This window comes from Micromonospora humi (genome assembly GCF_900090105.1).
Lineage (GTDB): Bacteria > Actinomycetota > Actinomycetes > Mycobacteriales > Micromonosporaceae > Micromonospora > Micromonospora humi.
The window spans coordinates 345,133-361,950 of record NZ_FMDM01000001.1; the positions used below are offsets into that span (position 1 = coordinate 345,133).

At 74.3% G+C, this 16,818-nt stretch carries 13 protein-coding genes; 5 read left to right on the forward strand and 8 right to left on the reverse strand.

Translation table 11 applies throughout. From position 1 onward, the window contains the following. Positions 1-126 precede the first annotated feature (126 nt). From GA0070213_RS01490 to GA0070213_RS01500, 3 genes are all read left to right on the forward strand, one after another. A complete protein-coding gene (locus GA0070213_RS01490) occupies positions 127-3,036 on the forward strand; it encodes a M36 family metallopeptidase (protein WP_245716207.1) in 2,910 nt (969 codons plus the stop codon). A 177-nt stretch (positions 3,037-3,213) separates the two neighbouring features. Further along, entirely contained in the window at positions 3,214-3,654 is a 441-nt protein-coding gene (locus GA0070213_RS01495) for a ribonuclease domain-containing protein (protein ID WP_091055867.1), read from the forward strand. 28 nt (positions 3,655-3,682) lie between these two features. After that, positions 3,683-4,096 carry a barstar family protein gene (locus GA0070213_RS01500; protein WP_091055870.1) on the forward strand — a complete coding sequence of 138 codons (414 nt, stop codon included), beginning with the start codon at positions 3,683-3,685 and terminating at the stop codon, positions 4,094-4,096. 279 nt (positions 4,097-4,375) lie between these two features. Here GA0070213_RS01500 and GA0070213_RS01505 read toward each other — a convergent pair whose 3' ends face one another. From GA0070213_RS01505 to GA0070213_RS01540, 8 genes are all read right to left on the reverse strand, one after another. Beyond that, a complete protein-coding gene (locus GA0070213_RS01505) occupies positions 4,376-5,101 on the reverse strand; it encodes an HD domain-containing protein (protein WP_091055873.1) in 726 nt (241 codons plus the stop codon). A gap of 211 nt (positions 5,102-5,312) precedes the next feature. Further along, positions 5,313-5,723 carry an ATP-binding protein gene (locus GA0070213_RS01510; protein ID WP_091055875.1) on the reverse strand — a complete coding sequence of 137 codons (411 nt, stop codon included), beginning with the start codon at positions 5,721-5,723 and terminating at the stop codon, positions 5,313-5,315. 234 nt (positions 5,724-5,957) lie between these two features. Continuing rightward, on the reverse strand, positions 5,958-7,337 hold the full coding sequence (locus GA0070213_RS01515; RefSeq protein ID WP_091055878.1) for a pectate lyase family protein: 1,380 nt from the start codon (positions 7,335-7,337) through the stop codon (positions 5,958-5,960). Next, positions 7,330-8,535 (reverse strand): Gfo/Idh/MocA family protein, encoded by a 1,206-nt coding sequence (locus GA0070213_RS01520; protein WP_091055880.1) that lies wholly within the window; start codon positions 8,533-8,535, stop codon positions 7,330-7,332. The genes GA0070213_RS01515 and GA0070213_RS01520 overlap by 8 nt, the downstream gene beginning before the upstream one ends. After that, complete coding sequence (locus tag GA0070213_RS01525) at positions 8,532-10,022, reverse strand: mannitol dehydrogenase family protein (RefSeq protein ID WP_091055882.1); 1,491 nt, start codon at positions 10,020-10,022, stop codon at positions 8,532-8,534. Before GA0070213_RS01525 ends, GA0070213_RS01520 begins: the two co-directional genes overlap by 4 nt. After that, the gene (locus GA0070213_RS01530; RefSeq protein WP_091055884.1) at positions 10,013-11,314 is read right to left on the reverse strand and encodes an enolase C-terminal domain-like protein; all 1,302 of its coding nucleotides are present in this window, start codon (positions 11,312-11,314) and stop codon (positions 10,013-10,015) included. Before GA0070213_RS01530 ends, GA0070213_RS01525 begins: the two co-directional genes overlap by 10 nt. Beyond that, positions 11,311-12,744, reverse strand: coding sequence for a glucuronate isomerase (gene uxaC / locus GA0070213_RS01535; RefSeq protein ID WP_091055887.1), 1,434 nt, complete (start codon positions 12,742-12,744; stop codon positions 11,311-11,313). The genes GA0070213_RS01530 and uxaC overlap by 4 nt, the downstream gene beginning before the upstream one ends. A 17-nt stretch (positions 12,745-12,761) precedes the next feature. Continuing rightward, positions 12,762-14,090 carry a Gfo/Idh/MocA family protein gene (locus GA0070213_RS01540; protein WP_091055890.1) on the reverse strand — a complete coding sequence of 443 codons (1,329 nt, stop codon included), beginning with the start codon at positions 14,088-14,090 and terminating at the stop codon, positions 12,762-12,764. 238 nt (positions 14,091-14,328) lie between these two features. Between GA0070213_RS01540 and GA0070213_RS01545 the strand changes: the two genes are divergently transcribed. Next, on the forward strand, positions 14,329-15,375 hold the full coding sequence (locus tag GA0070213_RS01545; protein WP_091055893.1) for a LacI family DNA-binding transcriptional regulator: 1,047 nt from the start codon (positions 14,329-14,331) through the stop codon (positions 15,373-15,375). Between the two features lie 97 nt (positions 15,376-15,472). Beyond that, positions 15,473-16,810 (forward strand): ABC transporter substrate-binding protein, encoded by a 1,338-nt coding sequence (locus tag GA0070213_RS01550; protein WP_091055895.1) that lies wholly within the window; start codon positions 15,473-15,475, stop codon positions 16,808-16,810. Positions 16,811-16,818: the final 8 nt, after the last annotated feature.

Sequence of the window (16,818 nt, forward strand, 5' to 3'; positions counted from 1 at the left end):
CATCGACGCACTGTCATTAATGGATGTTCGGCGGGTGTCGGTGGGCCGATCATCCTGGTCGGATGTCGGGACGGACATCGCCGTTCGACGATGACAGGAGGGACCGTGCGCACACCATCCCGTGCGTTGACGGGGACCACCGCGCTGCTCATGGCAGCCGGCATGGTCCTGACCGCCGCTGCCGGCGGTCAGGCGGCACCCCGGGAAGAGACCCACACCCAGGCCTCACCCGACCACCTGCCGGGCGACCGGCACGACACCAAGGCCACCGACAACCGCAGGGGCCGCGTCGCGGCCAGCGCGCGGCAGCGGGACCGGGCCGCCGCGCTCGGCGCGCGGGTCCGCTGGACCGACTTCGGTACGCCGGCCACGCTCACCTCGACCGGCAAGCCGCTCGCCACCGGCCTGCCCGCCGACCCGGCCGCCGCGGCCCGGGCGTACGTGGCGGCGAACCGGGACGTGCTGGGGTTGACCGCCGAGGGTGCCGCCGCGCTGGAGCAGTTGACCGTGGCGCCGATGGGACAGGGCGCGACAGTGGTGTTCCGGCAGCGCTTCGGCGAGCTGCCGGCCGCCGTCGACGGCATCCTGGCGATCGGCGTACGCCAGGGAGCGGTCCGGCACGTCAGCTCCTCGCTGGCGCGGGACGCCCAGGCGCCCGCGCCGGCCACGATCGACGCCGCGCAGGCGCGACGGGCCGCGATCGCGGACTCCGGCCGCGCCGACGCGCAGGTGTCGCGTACCTCCCTGGTCGCGGTGCCCACCGCGGACCGGGGGCCGCGCGCGGCCTGGGAGGTCGTGCTCGGCGCGGACACCACCGGCGCGGACCCGGCCGCCTACGCGACCTACGTGGACGCCCGCGACGGCGCCGTGCTGGTCCGGGAGAACCTGATCGACCACGCGGCGGACAACCCGTCCTGGGACGTCTTCCCGAACTCGCCCCGGGTCGACCGGTCCTCGGTCGACACCCGGGTGCGCTGGTGCGCCGCGCCGGCCGCCGGCTGCCGTGAGGTGGTCGGGGTGCCGGGGCACCCGGCGTGGGACGTGGACCCGGCCACCGGGGCGTCCACGACCACGACGAAGGGCAACAACGCGATCGCGGTGCAGAACTGGTTCAGCAACGACCCGTTCAGCGTCGGCACCGAGACCGCCACCCCGCGCCCGGACCGCACCTACGCCTACCCGTGGACCAACCAGTGGCAGGAACGGCGCTGCGACCCGGAGGTGTTCACCTCGCCGCAGGCCAACGACATCGACGCGGCCCGGGCGAACCTGTTCGGGATGCACAACCGGATGCACGACTGGACCTACCACCTGGGCTTCACCGAGGACACCTGGAACCTCCAGCAGGACAACCTCGGCCGGGGTGGCCTCGGCGGCGACGCCGAGCAGGGCAACGCGCAGGCCGGTGGCGTCAGCGGCGGCCCGCCGACGTTCCCGGCGCGCAACAACGCCAACCAGATCACCCCGCCGGACGGCGTCGCGCCGACCACCAACATGTACCTGTGGCAGCCGGTCGCCGGCTCGTTCTACGCCCCCTGCGTGGACGGTGACTTCGACATGTCGGTGATCGCCCACGAGTACGGCCACGCGGTCACCAACCGCATGATCGCCGGTCCGAGCGCCGGGGTCAGCTCGCCGCAGGGCATGAGCGAGAGCTGGTCGGACCAGCTCGCCATGGAGTACCTGTACGAGCACGGGTACGCCGCGCCCGGCCGGCGCGGCTTCACCATCGGCGAGTACACCACCCGGGACCCCAACGCGGGCATCCGCAACTACAACATGAGCGCCAGCCCGCTGAACTACTCGTCGGTCGACTACGACGTCACCGGCCTCCAGGTGCACGCGTCCGGCGAGGTCTGGAGCGCCACCAACACCGACATCCGCGCCGCGATGATGCGCCGCTGGGGTGCCGGCACGCCGGCCGTGCAGAAGGCCTGCGCGAACGGTCAGCGGCCGGTGACCGCCTGCCCGGGCAACCGGCGCTGGATCCAGCTCGTCGTCGACTCGTTCCTGCTGATGGCGGTCAGCCAGGTCAGCATGGTCGACGCCCGCGACGCGATGCTCGCCGCCGACCGGATCCGCTTCGGCGGGGCCAACCAGGACCTGCTCTGGAACGCGTTCGCCACGCGTGGCCTCGGCGAGACCGCGGCCAGCGTCGGCAACGCCGACCCCGACCCGACGCCGGGCTTCACCTCGCCGTACGCCCGCGAGGGCTCGCTGCGGCTGCTGCCGCTGGGCGAGCGCGGGCCGGTGGCCGGCGCGCAGCTCTTCGTCGGGCGCTACCAGGCCCGGGCGGTGCCGGTCGCGGACACCGACGCGGCCACCCCGCTGACCGACCGGGTTCTCCTGGTGCCCGGCACCTACGAGTTCGTGCTCCGGGCGCCCGGCCACGGGCACACCCGGATCGGCCCGGTGACGGTCAAGGCCGGGAAGACCCGCACCCTCGCGGTGGCGCTGCGACCCAACCTGGCCTCGGCCGGCGCGGGCGCGACGGTCGCCGGCGACGGGATCAACCTGACGTCGATCGTCGACGAGGACGAGGCCACCAACTGGGCGTCGCTGGGCGCGCCGGTCGCCGGCCGGCAGGTCACCGTCGACCTGGCCGGCGGGCTCCAGCAGGTACGCCGGGTGCAGGTCAGCGCGATGCTGCGGCCCCCGGTGGCCGGGGACGCCGACGCCGGCACCCAGAGCCGGTATTCCGCGGTGCGGCAGTTCCGGGTCCTGGCGTGCACCGCCAAGGGCGCGGTGACCTGCGCCGACGCGGCGGACTTCCGGCCGGTGTTCACGAGCCGGCCGGATGCCTTCCCGGCGGTGGCGCCGCGGCCCCGGGCGCCGGAACTGGTGCTGCGCTCGTTCGACATCCCCCGCACCACCGCCACCCACCTACGGGTCGAGGTGCTGACCAACCAGTGCACCGGCGCGCCGGACTACGCCGGTGAGCAGGACGCCGACCCGCGGGCGGCGACCGACTGCGCGACGGCCAGCCCGCAGGCGCAGAACGTGCGGATCGCCGAGTTCCAGGCGTTCGCGCGCTGAGCACGCGGCGGGTGCGGGCGGCTCGGTCCGTCCGCACCCGCCACCGCCTGTTCACCCGGGATTCCGAGCACGGTCGCCGGGTGAGGGCTGTACGCCGGGCAGGATCCTGGGCAGACTGAACGCCGGCCATCCAACGATGGTGGTCGATTTCTGGTCGGCTCGTTCAAGGAGGATCCCTTGACCCCGTTCCGCGCCGCCGCCACCCGCGTCCGCCGCGCCCTGGCCGCGTCCGCCCTGGTCCTCGCGGTGGCCGCCGCCGCCCTCGTGGCTCCTGCCACGGTCTCCACCCGGCTCGCCGAGCCCGCCGAGGCCGCCGTCTACAGCTCCTGCACGCTGTCCCGCTGCGCGGACGCCCGCACCGCGCGCTCCGGCTGGTCGGCGAGGAGCTTCCCGACCAGCCGAGGCTGGTACTCGTGGACCGGCGGCACGTGCAACTTCGCCGGTGGTCAGTTCTACAACCGCGAGGGCCAACTGCCCACCAACGCCACCTACTACGAGTACGACGTCTACCCGCGCGCCTGCAACGCCGCGCGCGACGCGTACCGGATCGTGGTCAACAGGAGCACCGGGACGACCTGGTTCTCACCCGACCACTACGGCAACTTCTACCGGCTCTGAGCGCCGCCTTCGGAAAGGACAAGATCCCATGGGCGCAGCGTCCCCGCAGCCGCCGGCCTGGCTCACGCTCGACGCCGGGTCGGCGGCCGACCCGGTCGGCGTGCCGGTGTCCGGCGCGGCCACCCGCACCCGGGCGGCGCTGCACGAGACGCTCGCCCGAGCCCTGCCGCTGCCCGACTGGTACGGCCGCAACTGGGACGCGCTGGCCGACGCCCTCGCCGACCGGCTCGAGGAGGGTTCGCTCACCCTCGTCGTGCGCGACGCCGCGGGCCTGCTCGCCGACGAGCCGCCCGCCCAGCTCGGCACGCTGCTCGACGTGCTGGGCGCGGCGGCCGCCGGCGGTCACGGCACCCTGCGGGTGGTGCTGCGCGACCACCCCGGCCGGCTGCCCGCCCTGCGTGACCGCATCACCGCCGCCCTCGGCGCCCCCGACCACACCTGACCACCCCCGCCCCGCCTTCACCGCCGCCACCTCGGCGAGGTGGTGTGGTCGGGCGATGCTGGATGCCACCACCTCGGCGACATGGCGAGCGCTGCGCCGGTCGGTGGAGACGGCAGCCCGGTCGAGGCGGAGGTTGCCGGAGCCGGACCGCGGGACGGCCCGGTGATCAAGGAGTGTGCGTCATCGCGGAGGCCGGCCTCCGACGCGAACTCCTTGATCACGCTGAAGGGGGCCGGCCGGAGGCGGGGAGCGCTTTGATCAGAGGTTGGCGGGGGTGGGTCAGTTGGGGAGGTCGAGGATGGCGCTGAAGCGTTCCTCGGCCAGGTCGAGCTGGGCGAAGATGTGGCGCTTGACCGCCGCCGACAGGGGAGTGTCCGGGCGGGCGACCAACTCGCGGAAGACCGGCACCAGGGGGCGGTACTTGGCGGCCGACCGGGCCACCTTGGGGCCGACCGTGTGGATCACGCCGACGCCGTTGTCGGTGAAGTCCGACACCTTGATCACCCGCGCCCAGGGCTCCCGGTCCAGGCTGGCCGCCACATGCTCCCGGTACTGCGCGTCCCGGTCCCGACCCGGGTCGTACGCCGGGTTCGTGACCGCCGCGACCAGCCGCGCCACCCGCGGGCCGAACCGCTCGGCGAGCGTGGCCAACGCCGCCGCCGTCACGTCGGCGCCGGCCGGTGAGCCGGCGCCGGCCAACTCGGCCGGGTGGTCCTCGACCGCGTCGTGCAGCAACCCCGCGACGATCACCTCCACGTCGCGCACCTGGTAGTGGTGCATCAGCCGGATCGCCACCCGCAGCAGGTGGTTCAGGTACGGCTCGCGGACCCGGCGGTCGTCGCGGTGCAGGTCGGCGGCGAGGTCCAGCGCCTCGGTCAGCCGGGCGCGGTCGGCCTCGTCGAACGCCTCGACCTCCAGCCGGAAGCGGGCCAGCAGGCCGGGCTCGCCGTGGATCTCGGTGATCGCGTGCATCGGCATGGTGGCGAGGTACGCGGGAAACTCCATGCGTCCCTTATAGCTGATCTTCGCTGCCCGTGGATGTCGGCTGGCCGACCCGGGCCGCCGTCACCGGCGCCAGCCCGGCAGCGTCCGTTCGGCCATCTGCTGCCAGAACCGCCGCAACGCGCGGCGTTCACTGTTCTGCCACGGGTGTCCAGAGCCAGCCACGCCGGGTCGAGGCTAACCCGACCCTGAGCTGGGGAAACGATGTTTCGGGTCAGTCGGCCGGCGCGAGCCGCTTGACCAGGCGGACGCAGGTGCCCTCCGGGGTGCCGACGATCGTCGCCTCGTCCATCACCCGGGCCATGATCAGCCGCCCCCGGCCCCGGTCGCTGGCGTCCTCGCCGTCGGTGGGGCGCCAGCCGCCGTGGTCGCGTACCTCGATCTCCAGGCGGTCGCCGCGCAGCTCGACCCGGAGCGTGGTGATCCCCTCGGAGGCGAAGCGGTAGCCGTGCTCGATGGCGTTGGCGCAGGCCTCCCCGGTGGCGATCAGCACGGTCTCGACGTCCCACTCGTCGACGCCCTGTGCGTGCAACCAGGCGCGCAGCCGCTCCCGGGTGGGCGCGAGCCGGCTGGGATCGGCCGGGAGGTCGATGGTGAGGACCTGGCCGGACGTCCCATCCGTCACGTCCGGCCCTCCGTCCCGTGCCCGTCCCCGGGCCTGGGCGCCCACTCGCGCTGCCACCCCCTGCTCGTCACCCTCTTGTCCCCGGTGGCCGCCGTTTCATGCCACCGACGGACGGGTCCGCCGAAGGTGATCATCGCGCATCGCGCCCGGTGTGTCAGCCGACACCCCCGGAGGAACTGCCCGGGCCGGCGTCTCCCCGCGGGAACGCCGGCCCGGGCGGCGGGTCGGAACGGGTCAGATCGGCAGCCGGCCGGCGCCGGCTCCGAAGCCGACCACCAGCGGGACCAGCGGCGCCGGCAGCGGCGCGGCGGCGCGCAGGGTGGGCGTCCAACCGGCGTCGCCGTCGAGGTCCGGGTCGTGGACCGCGTTGTACGCGGCGCGCAGGTCCACCGGGCGGGGGAGCCGGCCGCCGCGCCGGACCCAGCTCCCGCGCTCGGTGAGCGCGGTGCCGCCCCAGTCGTGGATGAGGTCCGCCGGGTCGACGTCGTCGGTCAGGGTGAAGAAGTTGTTCTCCGCGTAGATCGCGGACTGCACGCCGACGCCGAGGGCGTACTCGAAGCCGGCGCCGCCGAGCCGGTAGTGGTTCTCGTGCACGTCCACCTGACCGAAGCGCACCCGCGGCAGCCGCTGGAGGTCACCGTCGAAGAGGTTGTGGTGCACGGTGACCTTCAGCCGGCCGACGTCCGGGCCGACCGTGTTGGAGGAGCCGATCAGCATCAGCTTGTCCCGGCCGACGAACCGGTTCCAGGACGCGGTGACCAGGCTGGCGGTGTGCGTGACGTCGAGCGAGCCGTCGTGCACCTGCCAGGGACGGCCGAAGTGGACCGGCTGGGCGCGGTCCGGGTTGTCGCCGTCGGTGAACGTGTTGTGGTCCACCCAGACGTGCTCGCTGCGGCGCACCGAGATCTGGTCGTACTGGGAGTTCCAGTTGCCGGTGTCGCCGTCGGTGGGCGACCAGGCGGGGAAGCAGTCCCGGGCGTCGACGAACTCCAGGTTGCGCACGATCACGTTGGTGACCCGGTCGATCATCAGGGTCAGCCCGGTGAGCCGTGCGCCGCGCAGCCCGACGATCGTGGTGTTCGACCCGACGTTGATCTGGGTCTGGGCGGTCTGGGCGGCCACCGAACGGACCCGGGCCGCCTCCAGCGGGCCGCTCGGGTTCACCCGTCCCCAGACCGCCGGGTCGTACGCGGCCAGGTAGGCCGCCAGTGAGTACTCCGGGTCGGCCAGGTCGGCGCAGTCGAGGAGCGCGCCGTCGGGGCCCTCGAAACCGTCGATGGTGCCGGCCACGTACACGATCTTCGGGGTGGCGTCGGTGGCGTTCGTGGCGTTGTCGCCGCCGAGCGCGGCGACCAGCTCGGCGCGGGTACGCACCACGCGCACCCGGTCCGCGGTGGCGGCCGCGCCGCCGGTGGTGCCGGTGCCCTCGGCGGCCCAGCCGTCGTTCGCCGCCAGCGGCTGACGGCCGATCGGCTCCGCCGCCGGCTCCTGGCGGCCGATCGGCTCGGCCGCGCGGGTCGGCTTCCCGCTCGCGGGCGCGGCCGGCGCGGGCGCGGCGATGGTGAGCGCGAGCGCGGCGGCGAGGGCCGCGGCGCCGACTGTTCGTCTACGCATGACTCGTTCCGTCCTGTCGGGTGGAGGGTGGTGTCGGCGGGTCCACGACGTACGGCCGGGTCGCCCAGGGCACCCCGGCCTCGGACGGCAGCGCCCCGGTCTCGGCCGCCGCCCGCAACACCTCGTCGACGCCCCGGATCACCCGCACCCGCTCCGGGCCGTCGCCCACCACGCGCACCAGGTCGCCGCCGAGCAGCGTCGGCTCCGGCGCGTCCCGCAGCGCGTCCAGCACCACGGTGAACGGCCCGGTACGCGCCAGCGGCGCGATCAGCGGCGCCCCGGTGGCCCGGTGGTCGAGCAGGTTCGCCAGCAGCCCCTGCCGGCCGGGCACGGCGCGCGGGCGGTCGTCCGAGGGCAGGCGTAGCCGGTCGGTCGAGTACTCCAGCACCGCCCGCCCCCGCCCGCCGGTGACCAGCACGTCGCCGGCGACGTGCTCCTCGGCGGCCAGGGTGAGCGCGGCCAGCACCGGCGGGCCGGCGTGCGGGGTGAGCCGCAGGATCGCGGTGTCGTCCACCTCGATCGGGCGCACCCGGTAGCGCTCGACCTCGATCCGGGCCGGCCGCACCGGCGCGCCGGTCACCGCCTCGGCCACCGCCAGGCACTGCATCAGCGCGTGGGCGAGCGGGTTGGCCAGCGCGCCGTCGAGCGCCGGCCGGCCGTCCACCGACCGCCGTCCGGCCCAGGGGGAGCGGGCGTAGTAGGCGTCGGGGCGCTGCCAGGCGGCGACCGTGGCGATGCCGGTGACCGGGCCGAGGCGGCCGGCGGTCAGCGCTCCGGTCAGCTCGGCCAGCGCCGCCGAGCCGAGCGCCTGGAAGTTGACCTGCACCGCCCGGCCGGCGGCGGCGGACGCGGCCAGCAACTCCCGGTGCTCGGCCAGGTCGAGCACCGGCGGCTTCTCCAGCAGCAGGTCGGCGCCGGCGGCGAGCACGTCCCGGGCGATCGGCAGGTGGGTGTGCGGTGGCGTGCAGACCACCACCACGTCGGGGCGGGACGCGGCGAGCATCGCCCGGTGGTCGGTGAAGACCTCCGTCCCGGGCGGCGTCGGCGCGTCCGGCTCGGGCTCCGGCGCTCGCACGTCGACCAGGGCGACCAGGCGCAGCCGGCCGGCGGCGTGCAGCGCGGCGATCATCCGCCGGTGCCAGCGCCCGTGCCCGTTCGCCCCGACCAGCGCCACCCGGGGCGGCACGCCGCCGGTCACCGGGCGGCCGCCAGGGTGGCGCGGACGCCGTGGCGTTCCAGCGCGGTCAGCCAGCCGGTCACGTCCGCGCGGAACTCCTGGTCGGCGGCCAGGTCGGCGGGGAAGACCTCGCGGACCGCGAACACCGCGTCGACCACGCCGGCCGGGGTGTGCCGGCCATCGGCCAGCGCCGCGCGCAGCCGGTCGGCGAGCGGGTCGTCCAGCGGCAGCGGGCGGCCGTCGTCGGCGTAGCCGAGCAGGAACCGCAGCCAGGCCGCCACCACCAGCGCGCTCCACCGCGCCGACCGGCCGGCCGCGCGCAGGTCGGTGACCGTGTGCAGCACCCGCTGCGGCAGCTTCTGCGAGCCGTCCGAGGCGACCTGCGCCGTGCGGTACCGGATGGCCGGGTTGGCGAACCGGGCGAGCACCTGCTCCCCGTAGTCGGGCACGGAGACACCCGGCGGCGGGGTGAAGCTCGGCGCGATCTCCTCGCCGACCAGCCGGCGCAGCACCACGTCCAGGCGCGGCAGCGCCAGCGCGTCGACGACGGTCTCCGCGCCGGCGAGGGCGCCCAGGTAGGCGGTGGCCGAGTGCACCCCGTTGAGCGCGCGCAGCTTCAACCGCTCCCACGGTCCGGCGTCGTCGGTGAGGACCGCGCCGGCCCGCTCCCAGGCGGGGCGGCCGCCGGGGAAGTCGTCCTCGATCACCCACTGCGACCACGGCTCGGCCGCGACCGCCGCCAGATCGGTCACGCCGAGCGCCCGCCGGGCGCTCTCCCGGGTCTCGTCGGTGCTGGCCGGCACGATCCGGTCGACCATGGTGCCGGGGCAGGAGACCAGCGCCGCCACCCGGTCGAGCGTCGCGTCGGGCGTCCGCGCCAGCGCCAGGCACTGGTCCACCAGGCTGCGCAGCCGGCGTCCGTTGGCCGGCAGGTTGTCGCAGCTGACCAGCGCCAGCGGCCCGGCGTCGGCGGCGGCACGGGCGAGCAGCCCGCGTACCAGCAGCCCGGGCACGGTACGCGGCGGCCGGTCGGTGGTCAGGTCGGCGGTCAGCTCCGCGTCGGCGGCCAGCGCGCCGGTGACCGGGTCGAGCTGGTACGCCTTCTCGGTCACGGTCAGCGTGACCACCCGGATCGCCGGGTCGGCGAGCAGGCGGACCACCGCGTCCGGGTCGCTCGCGGCGTGCCGTACCCCGGCCAGCGCGCCGACCACCCGGGTCGACGCGCCCCCGGCGGCGAGCGTGGTCACGCTGAACAACGCGTCCTGCGCGGCCAGCGCCCGCACCACGTCGGTGCTGCGCGGCGCGACGCCGACGATGCCCCAGTCGCCGCCGGCCGCGCCGACCGCCGCCTCGGTGTGCACCGCCTGGTGGGCCCGGTGGAACGCGCCGAGCCCCAGGTGGACGATGCCGGCCGGCACGGTGCCCGGGCGCAGCAGCGGCCGGCAATCCTCGGGCAGCCGGCGCAGCGTGGCCAGCCCGAGCCGGCCGGTGTCGACGGTCAGCGCCATGCCGGGCCGTCCGGGAAGCGGAACTCGGCGATCGACTCCGGCCGCATCGCGGCGCTGTAGCCGGGCGCGGTGGGTAGCAGGTAGCGCCCGCCGCGGGTGCGGACCGGGTCGACGAAGTGCTCGTGCAGGTGGTCCACGTACTCGACCATCCGGCCGTCCAGCCCGGTGCTCACCCGCAGGTGGTCGAAGACCGCCAGGTGCTGCACGTACTCGCACAGGCCGACGCCGCCGGCGTGCGGGCAGACCGGCACCCCGAACTTCGCCGCCAGCAGCAGCTCGGCGAGCACCTCGTCGACCCCGCCGACCCGGCACGCGTCGACCTGCATCACGCCGATCGCCTCGGCCTGCAACAGTTGTTTGAAGACGACCCGGTTGGCGGCTACCTCGCCGGTGGCGACCCGGCACCGGCCGGCGGACAGTTCGGACACCGCGCGAGCGATCCGGGCGTGCCCGAGCACGTCGTCGGCGTGCGTCGGCTCCTCGATCCAGTAGGGGTCGACCTCGACCAGCGCCGCCATCGAGGTGATCGCCTCGTCGACGTCCCACACCTGGTTGGCGTCCATCATCAGCAACGCGTCCGGGCCGATCTCGGCCCGGATGATCCGGGCCCGGCGCAGGTCGTCGTCGAGCCGCCCGCCGACCTTCATCTTCATCGCGCGCCAGCCCGCCGCGTACGCGTAGCGGGTCAGTGCCCGCACCTGCTCGTCGGGGTAGCCGAGCCAGCCCACCGAGGTGGTGTACGAGGGGAAGCCGTCACGCTCCAGCCCGGCGAGCCGCTCGGCGAGACCGTCGCGTCCCTTGTCCAGGATGGCCGCCGCCTCGTCCGGGGTGAGCGCGTCGGTGATGTGGTGGAAGTCGACGGTGGCCACCAGGTCGTCGGTGGGCATCTCGGCGAGGAACCGCCACATGGGCTTGCCGGCGATCTTGGCGCGCAGGTCCCAGACCGCGTTGACCAGCGCGCCGGTGGCCATGTGGATGACCCCCTTCTCCGGGCCGAGCCAGCGCAGCTGCACGTCGGCGGTGAGCGAGCGCCAGAACGCCACCGGCTCGGCGGCGATCTCGGCGACCGTGCGCCCGCGTACGTGGTGGGCGAGCGCGCGGACCGCCGCGCAGGTGATCTCGTTGCCCCGGCCGTTGGTGAAGGTGAACCCGGTGCCGGTCGGCCCGCCGTCGGTGGTCAGCTCCACGTAGGTGGCCGAGTAGTCGCCCCGGTTGATCGCGTCCGAGCCGTCGCCGCTGGCGGCGGTGGGGAAGCGCACGTCGTGCACCGTGACGTCCACGATCCTGGTCATGCCGGCTCACCTCCGAACTTGAAGACCTGCTTGGGCAGCCGGTAGGCCAGGTCGACGATGGTCTCGGCGGCCTCGTCCTCGGCCAGCCGGTGCTCGGCGACCAGGCGGGCCAGGAAACCGGCGTCGACCCGGCGGGCCACGTCGTGGCGTACCGGGATGGAGCAGAACGCGCGGGTGTCGTCGACGAACCCGGCGGTGTTATAGAACCCGGCCGTCTCGGTGACCGCCTCCCGGAACCGGCGCAGCACCTCCGGCGAGTCGAGGAACCACCAGGGCGCGCCGAGGCGCAGCGCGGCGTAGCCGCCGGCCAGGGGCGCCAGCTCCCGGGTGAAGGTGTCCTCGTCGAGCGTGTAGAGCACCACGGTCAGCCGGGGGTCGTTGCCGTGCGCGTCGAGCAGCGGGGCGAGCCCGTGCACGTAGTCGGTGGCCTGCGGCACGTCGCCGCCGACGTCGCGCCCGTGCCGGGCGTGCAGCCAGCGGTTGTGGTTGCGGACCGCGCCGGGGTGCAGCTGCATCACCAGGCCGTCGTCGAGCGACATCCGGGCGAACTCCAGCAGCATGTGCGCCCGGAACGCCTCCGCGTCGCCCGCGTCGGCCCGGCCGCGTCGGCCCCGGTCGTAGAGCGCGGCGGCCTCGGCCGGGTCCAGGTCGAGGGTACGGGCGGTGGGGTGGCCGTGGTCGGTGGAGGTGGCGCCGGCGGCGGCGAACGCCTCCCGCCGCCGCCGCAGCGCGGCCAGGTAGCCGGCGTACGTGCCGGTGTCCTCGCCGGAGACCTCGGCGAGCCGGTCCACGTTGGCCGCCCAGCCGTCGAACTCCATGTCCACCACGTCGTCCGGGCGGAACGTGGTGACCACCCGCCCACCCGGGCCGCCCCAGCCGTCGGCGGCGAGCTTCGCGTGCCGGCCCAGGTCGTCCAGGGGCGACTCGGTGGTGGCGAGCACCTCGATACCGAAGCGGGTGAACAGCTCCCGGGGCCGGAACGCCGGCTCGGCGAGGCGGGCCGCGAGCGCGTCGTAGACGGTGTCGGCGGTGGCCGGGCTCAGCGGGGTGTCCACGTCGAACACGTTGCGGAACGTCTGCTCCAGCCACAGCCGCGACGGGGTGCCCCGGAACAGGTGCCAGTGCGCGGCGAAGCGCCGCCAGATGGTCCGCCCGTCGGTCTCGACCGGGCTGCCGTCGACGCTGGGCACGCCCAGCTCGGCCGGGGGGACGCCCTGGCTGAGCAGCATCCGGGTCAGGTAGTGGTCGGGCACGATCAGCAGCCGGGCGGGATCGGGGAACGGGCGGTCCTCGGCCAGCAGCGCCGGGTCGACGTGCCCGTGCGGGGAGATGATCGGCTGCTCGGCGGCGAGCGCGTACAGCTCGCGGGCCAGCGCGCGTCGGCCGGGCTCGGCGGGCAGGAGCAGGTCGCTGGGGGAGATGATCGGCACGGGGGAGGGCTCCTCGGTCAGGGCAGGGTGAGCAGGTCGGCGACCCGGACGGGCGCGCCGGTCTCCAGCGAGCGGTTCGCGGCCAGGCCGGTGAGCAGCGCGAGCGCCCCGTCGTGGGCGGTGGCGGCGCGGCCCAGCGGGTCGGTCCCGCCGCCGAGCAGCACCCGGGTCATCCGGGCGTCCGCGCCGCCGTGCCCGCGCCGGGTCCAGCCGTCGACCGGGATCTCCACCGGCGGCGCCCAGAACGGGCGCAGCGTGAGCCGGGCCGCGCCCCGCTCCACGGCCGCCTCGTCGCCGTGTAGCGCCGCGCCCTTGAGCGCGGACGCGCCGCCGGGGCTGACGTGGTCGCTCTCGGTGACCTCCAGTTCGAGGCGGCCCCGGCTGCCGTTGACCATCACCCGGTAGCCCTCCCAGGGGGCGTACGCGGTGAGGTGGTAGGTCATGGTGGCGCCGGTGGAGTAGCGGGCCAGCACCGCGAGGTCGTCCTCGATGGTGATGCCGGGGGCGAACACGTTGCGGTCGCGGTGGTAGCCGTCCTCGGCCTCGGCGTCGAGGTACAGCTCGCGCAGCCGCGGGTGTTCGGCCAGCCGCAGCGCGAACGGGTCGTCGGCGGCGGCGGGGGCGCCGTGTGCCCGCTCGTAGTCGCGGGCGTAGCCGTGCCGGCGGCCGTCCGCGCCGTAGAAGAACAGCCGCCCGGCGGCGTGCACCTCGACCGGCCGGGCGTCGAGCCACCAGTTGACCAGGTCGAAGTGGTGGCTGGCCTTGTGCACCAGCAGGCCGCCGGAGGTGGCCTTGTCGCGGTGCCAGCGGCGGAAGTAGTCGGCGCCGTGGCGCACGTCGAGCAGCCACTCGAAGTGCACCGAGCCGATCTCGCCCACCGCGCCGTCGGCGAGCATCCGCCGCAGCTGCTCGTGGAGCGGGTTGTAGCGGTAGTTGAACGCGACGGTGACCCGCCGGCCGGTCTCCTCGACCGCGTCCAGGATGCGCCGGCAGCGCTGCGCGTCGACGGTCATCGGCTTCTCGGTGACCACGTCGCAGCCGGCGCGCAACGCGGCCACCACGTACTCGTCGTGGGTGACGTCGACGCTCGTCACCAGCACCACGTCGACGCGTTCCTTCGCCAGCATCGCGGTGAAGTCGGCGGCGGCGTAGGTGGGCACGGCCGGGTGACCCAGCTCGGCCAGCCAGCGGTTGTGCGCGTCCATCCTCCGCTGGTTGACGTCGGCCAGGGCGACCAGCTCGGTGGTGTCGGCGTGGTCGAGCGCGAGCGCCCGGACGAACATCTCGGCGCGTGCCCCGGCGCCGACCAGGGCGTGGCGGACCCGTTTCCGGGTCGGTGGTGACATGACGTCGGCCTCCCGCAGTGGTGCAAAGGTTTGCAGCGAAGAAACCACGTCGGCTTACACGTCGTCAACGGTCGATGGACAACCCGCCCCATGAATCCACATTGGCGCGCTTTTATGCGCCTGCCGGGAGTGGTGGTGCAATCGAGACGTAACAATGGACCGTTGACACCGGAGCAACCGTTTGCATTAATTGGCGGCACCCCCGTGACCCCCACCACATCGGACGAGGGAGCCCACCGTGCCAGCCACCATCCGGGACGTCGCCCGGGCCTCCGGCGTGCACATCTCCACCGTCTCCCGCACGTTCTCGGCCCCGCACCTGGTCAACCCGGAGACCCGGGTCCGGGTGCTGGCCTGCGCGGAGGACCTCGGCTACCGGCCCAACCGGGCCGCCCGGGCCCTGATCACCGGCCGGACGCACAACATCGGCCTGATCGTGGCCGACATCGCCAACCCGTTCTTCCCGCCGCTGATCAAGGCGGCCGAGGGGCAGGCCCGGCACCGCGACTACCACGTGTTCGTGGCCGACACCAACGAGGACCCGGTCGCCGAGGAGGACCTGGTCCACGCGCTCGCCAAGCAGGTCGACGGGGTGCTGCTGTGCAGCCCCCGGATGAGCAACAGCCTGATCGAGCAGGTCAGCCGCGAGGTCCCGGTGGTGGTGATAAACCGCCAGGTCGCCGGCCTGCCCTGCGTGATGATGGACGTCGGGCAGGGCGCGCGGTCGGCGATCGAGCACCTGCTCGGCCTCGGCCACCGGCGGATCGCGTTGCTCGGCGGCCCGCGCGGCTCCTGGACCAACCGGGAGATGCGCCGGGCCGCGGCGGCCGCCGCCCGCAGCGGCGGCGCCGACCTGACCGTGCTGGGGCCCAACCAACCCACCGAGACCGGCGGCGGCGCGACGGCCGAGGCGGTACGCCGCAGCGGCGTCACCGCCGTGCTCGCCTACAACGACCTGATGGCGCTCGGCCTGATCGAGGGGCTCGACGCCCTCGGGCTGCGGGTGCCGCAGGACGTCAGCGTGATCGGCGTCGACGACATCGCGCTGAGCCGGCTCACCCGCCCCAAGTTGACGACGGTGGCCACGCCGACCGCGGCCGCCGGCCGGACGGCCGTCGACATGCTGCTGCAACACGACTCCGACGCGCCGCGCGGCGCCCGGGGCCGGGGCGCGGCGGCCGGCGACCGTCGCACCACCGCACAGGTAATGCTCCAGACCGTACTGGTCGTCCGCGACTCGACCGGGCCCGCTCCCGAGCCCGGCCGAAACGGCGCCGGGGCCTGACGAGGTGGCCCGGGTCCGCATAGCGGTGCGGACCCGGGCGGCCCGTGGACGGCCACCGGTGACGTCGTCGCCTCCCACAGCCGAGGAGTGAGCGCAGATGCACCCCGCAACGCCCCCCACCGCCGGCGCACCCGCCGGGCGGAATCACCGTACCCTTCTGACCCGACGTCGACTCGTCCGCGGCCTGGCCGCGGTCGCGCTGGCCGCGCCGCTCGCCCTGGGCGCGGCCGGCTGCGGCGACGACGCCGGCGACGGCGGCCCGGTCAAGCTCTCCGTCTTCTGGTGGGGCGGCGACGCCCGGGCCAAACTCACCGAGGACGCCCTGGCGCTCTACACGAAGAAGCACCCGGACGTGACGTTCGAGAAGACCTGGCAGGCCAACCAGGGCTACTTCGACAAGCTCGCCACGCTCACCGCCGGCGGCAACCCGCCCGACCTGTTCCAGATCGACGACAACTACCTGGCCGAGTACGCCGGCCGCAGCACCACGCTCGACCTGGGCAGCTACCGCGACTCCGGCAAGCTCGACGTGTCCAAGTTCCCCAAGAGCCTGCTGGAGTACGGCGTGGTCGACGGCAAGCTCGCCGGGGTGGCCGCCGGGGAGAACACCCAGGGCCTGGTCTACAACAAGACGCTGCTGACCAGGAACGGGCTGCCGGAGCCGACCACCGGGATGAGCTGGGAGGAGCACATCGCCTGGGCCGAGCAGGTGGCGAAGAAGACGAAGGTGCCCGGCACCCAGGACCCGAGCGCCGACTACAAGGCGCTCTGGGTCTGGCTGCGCCAGCAGGGCAAGGACCTGTACAAGGGCACGGAACTCGGCTTCACCGTCGAGGACGTGACCAGGTGGTTCGCGCTGTGGAAGGGCGCCCGGGACCGGGGCGCCACCCCGAAGCCGGACGTCATCCACGAGGGCAACTCCAGCGACGTCACCAAGCAGCTGGTGGTCACCGGCAAGTCGACGACCTCCTGGGTCTGGGTCAACCAGATGCCGGACCTGAAGAAGAACACCAAGGACGAGCTGGGCGTGGTGGCCTACCCGGGTGACCCGAGCGCCCAGTGGGCCCGCGCCTCGATGTACTGGTCGGTGTTCAAGGGCAGCAAGCACCGCGACACCGCGGTCGACGTGATCAACTTCCTGAACAACGACCCGGAGGCGGTGGCGCTGCTCGGCACCGACCGCGGCCTGCCGTCCAACCTGGACCTGCGGGCGAAGGTCAGCGAGACCGTCACCGACCCGGCAATGAAGCAGTCCATCCAGGTCGAGTCCGAGCTGGCGCAGAAGTTCGGCCCGTCCCCGCAGGTGCCGATCAAGGGACACAGCAAGGTCAAGTCCGAGCTGACCAAGGCCGCCGAGAACGCCCAGTACGGCCGCGCCACCCCGGCCCAGGCGGCGGAGCAGTTCGTCACCGCCTGCAAGGCCGCGATCGCCTGACCCCGACG

Excerpts from the sequence above, each read along its gene's own strand:
- GA0070213_RS01500 (WP_091055870.1), top strand. The coding sequence starts at position 3,683 with ATGGGCGCAGCGTCCCCGCAGCCGCCGGCCTGGCTCACGCTCGACGCC.
- GA0070213_RS01505 (WP_091055873.1), bottom strand. The coding sequence starts at position 5,101 with ATGGAGTTTCCCGCGTACCTCGCCACCATGCCGATGCACGCGATCACC.
- GA0070213_RS01515 (WP_091055878.1), bottom strand. The coding sequence starts at position 7,337 with ATGCGTAGACGAACAGTCGGCGCCGCGGCCCTCGCCGCCGCGCTCGCG.
- GA0070213_RS01525 (WP_091055882.1), bottom strand. The coding sequence starts at position 10,022 with ATGGCGCTGACCGTCGACACCGGCCGGCTCGGGCTGGCCACGCTGCGC.
- GA0070213_RS01530 (WP_091055884.1), bottom strand. The coding sequence starts at position 11,314 with ATGACCAGGATCGTGGACGTCACGGTGCACGACGTGCGCTTCCCCACC.
- GA0070213_RS01540 (WP_091055890.1), bottom strand. The coding sequence starts at position 14,090 with ATGTCACCACCGACCCGGAAACGGGTCCGCCACGCCCTGGTCGGCGCC.
- GA0070213_RS01550 (WP_091055895.1), top strand. The coding sequence starts at position 15,473 with ATGCACCCCGCAACGCCCCCCACCGCCGGCGCACCCGCCGGGCGGAAT.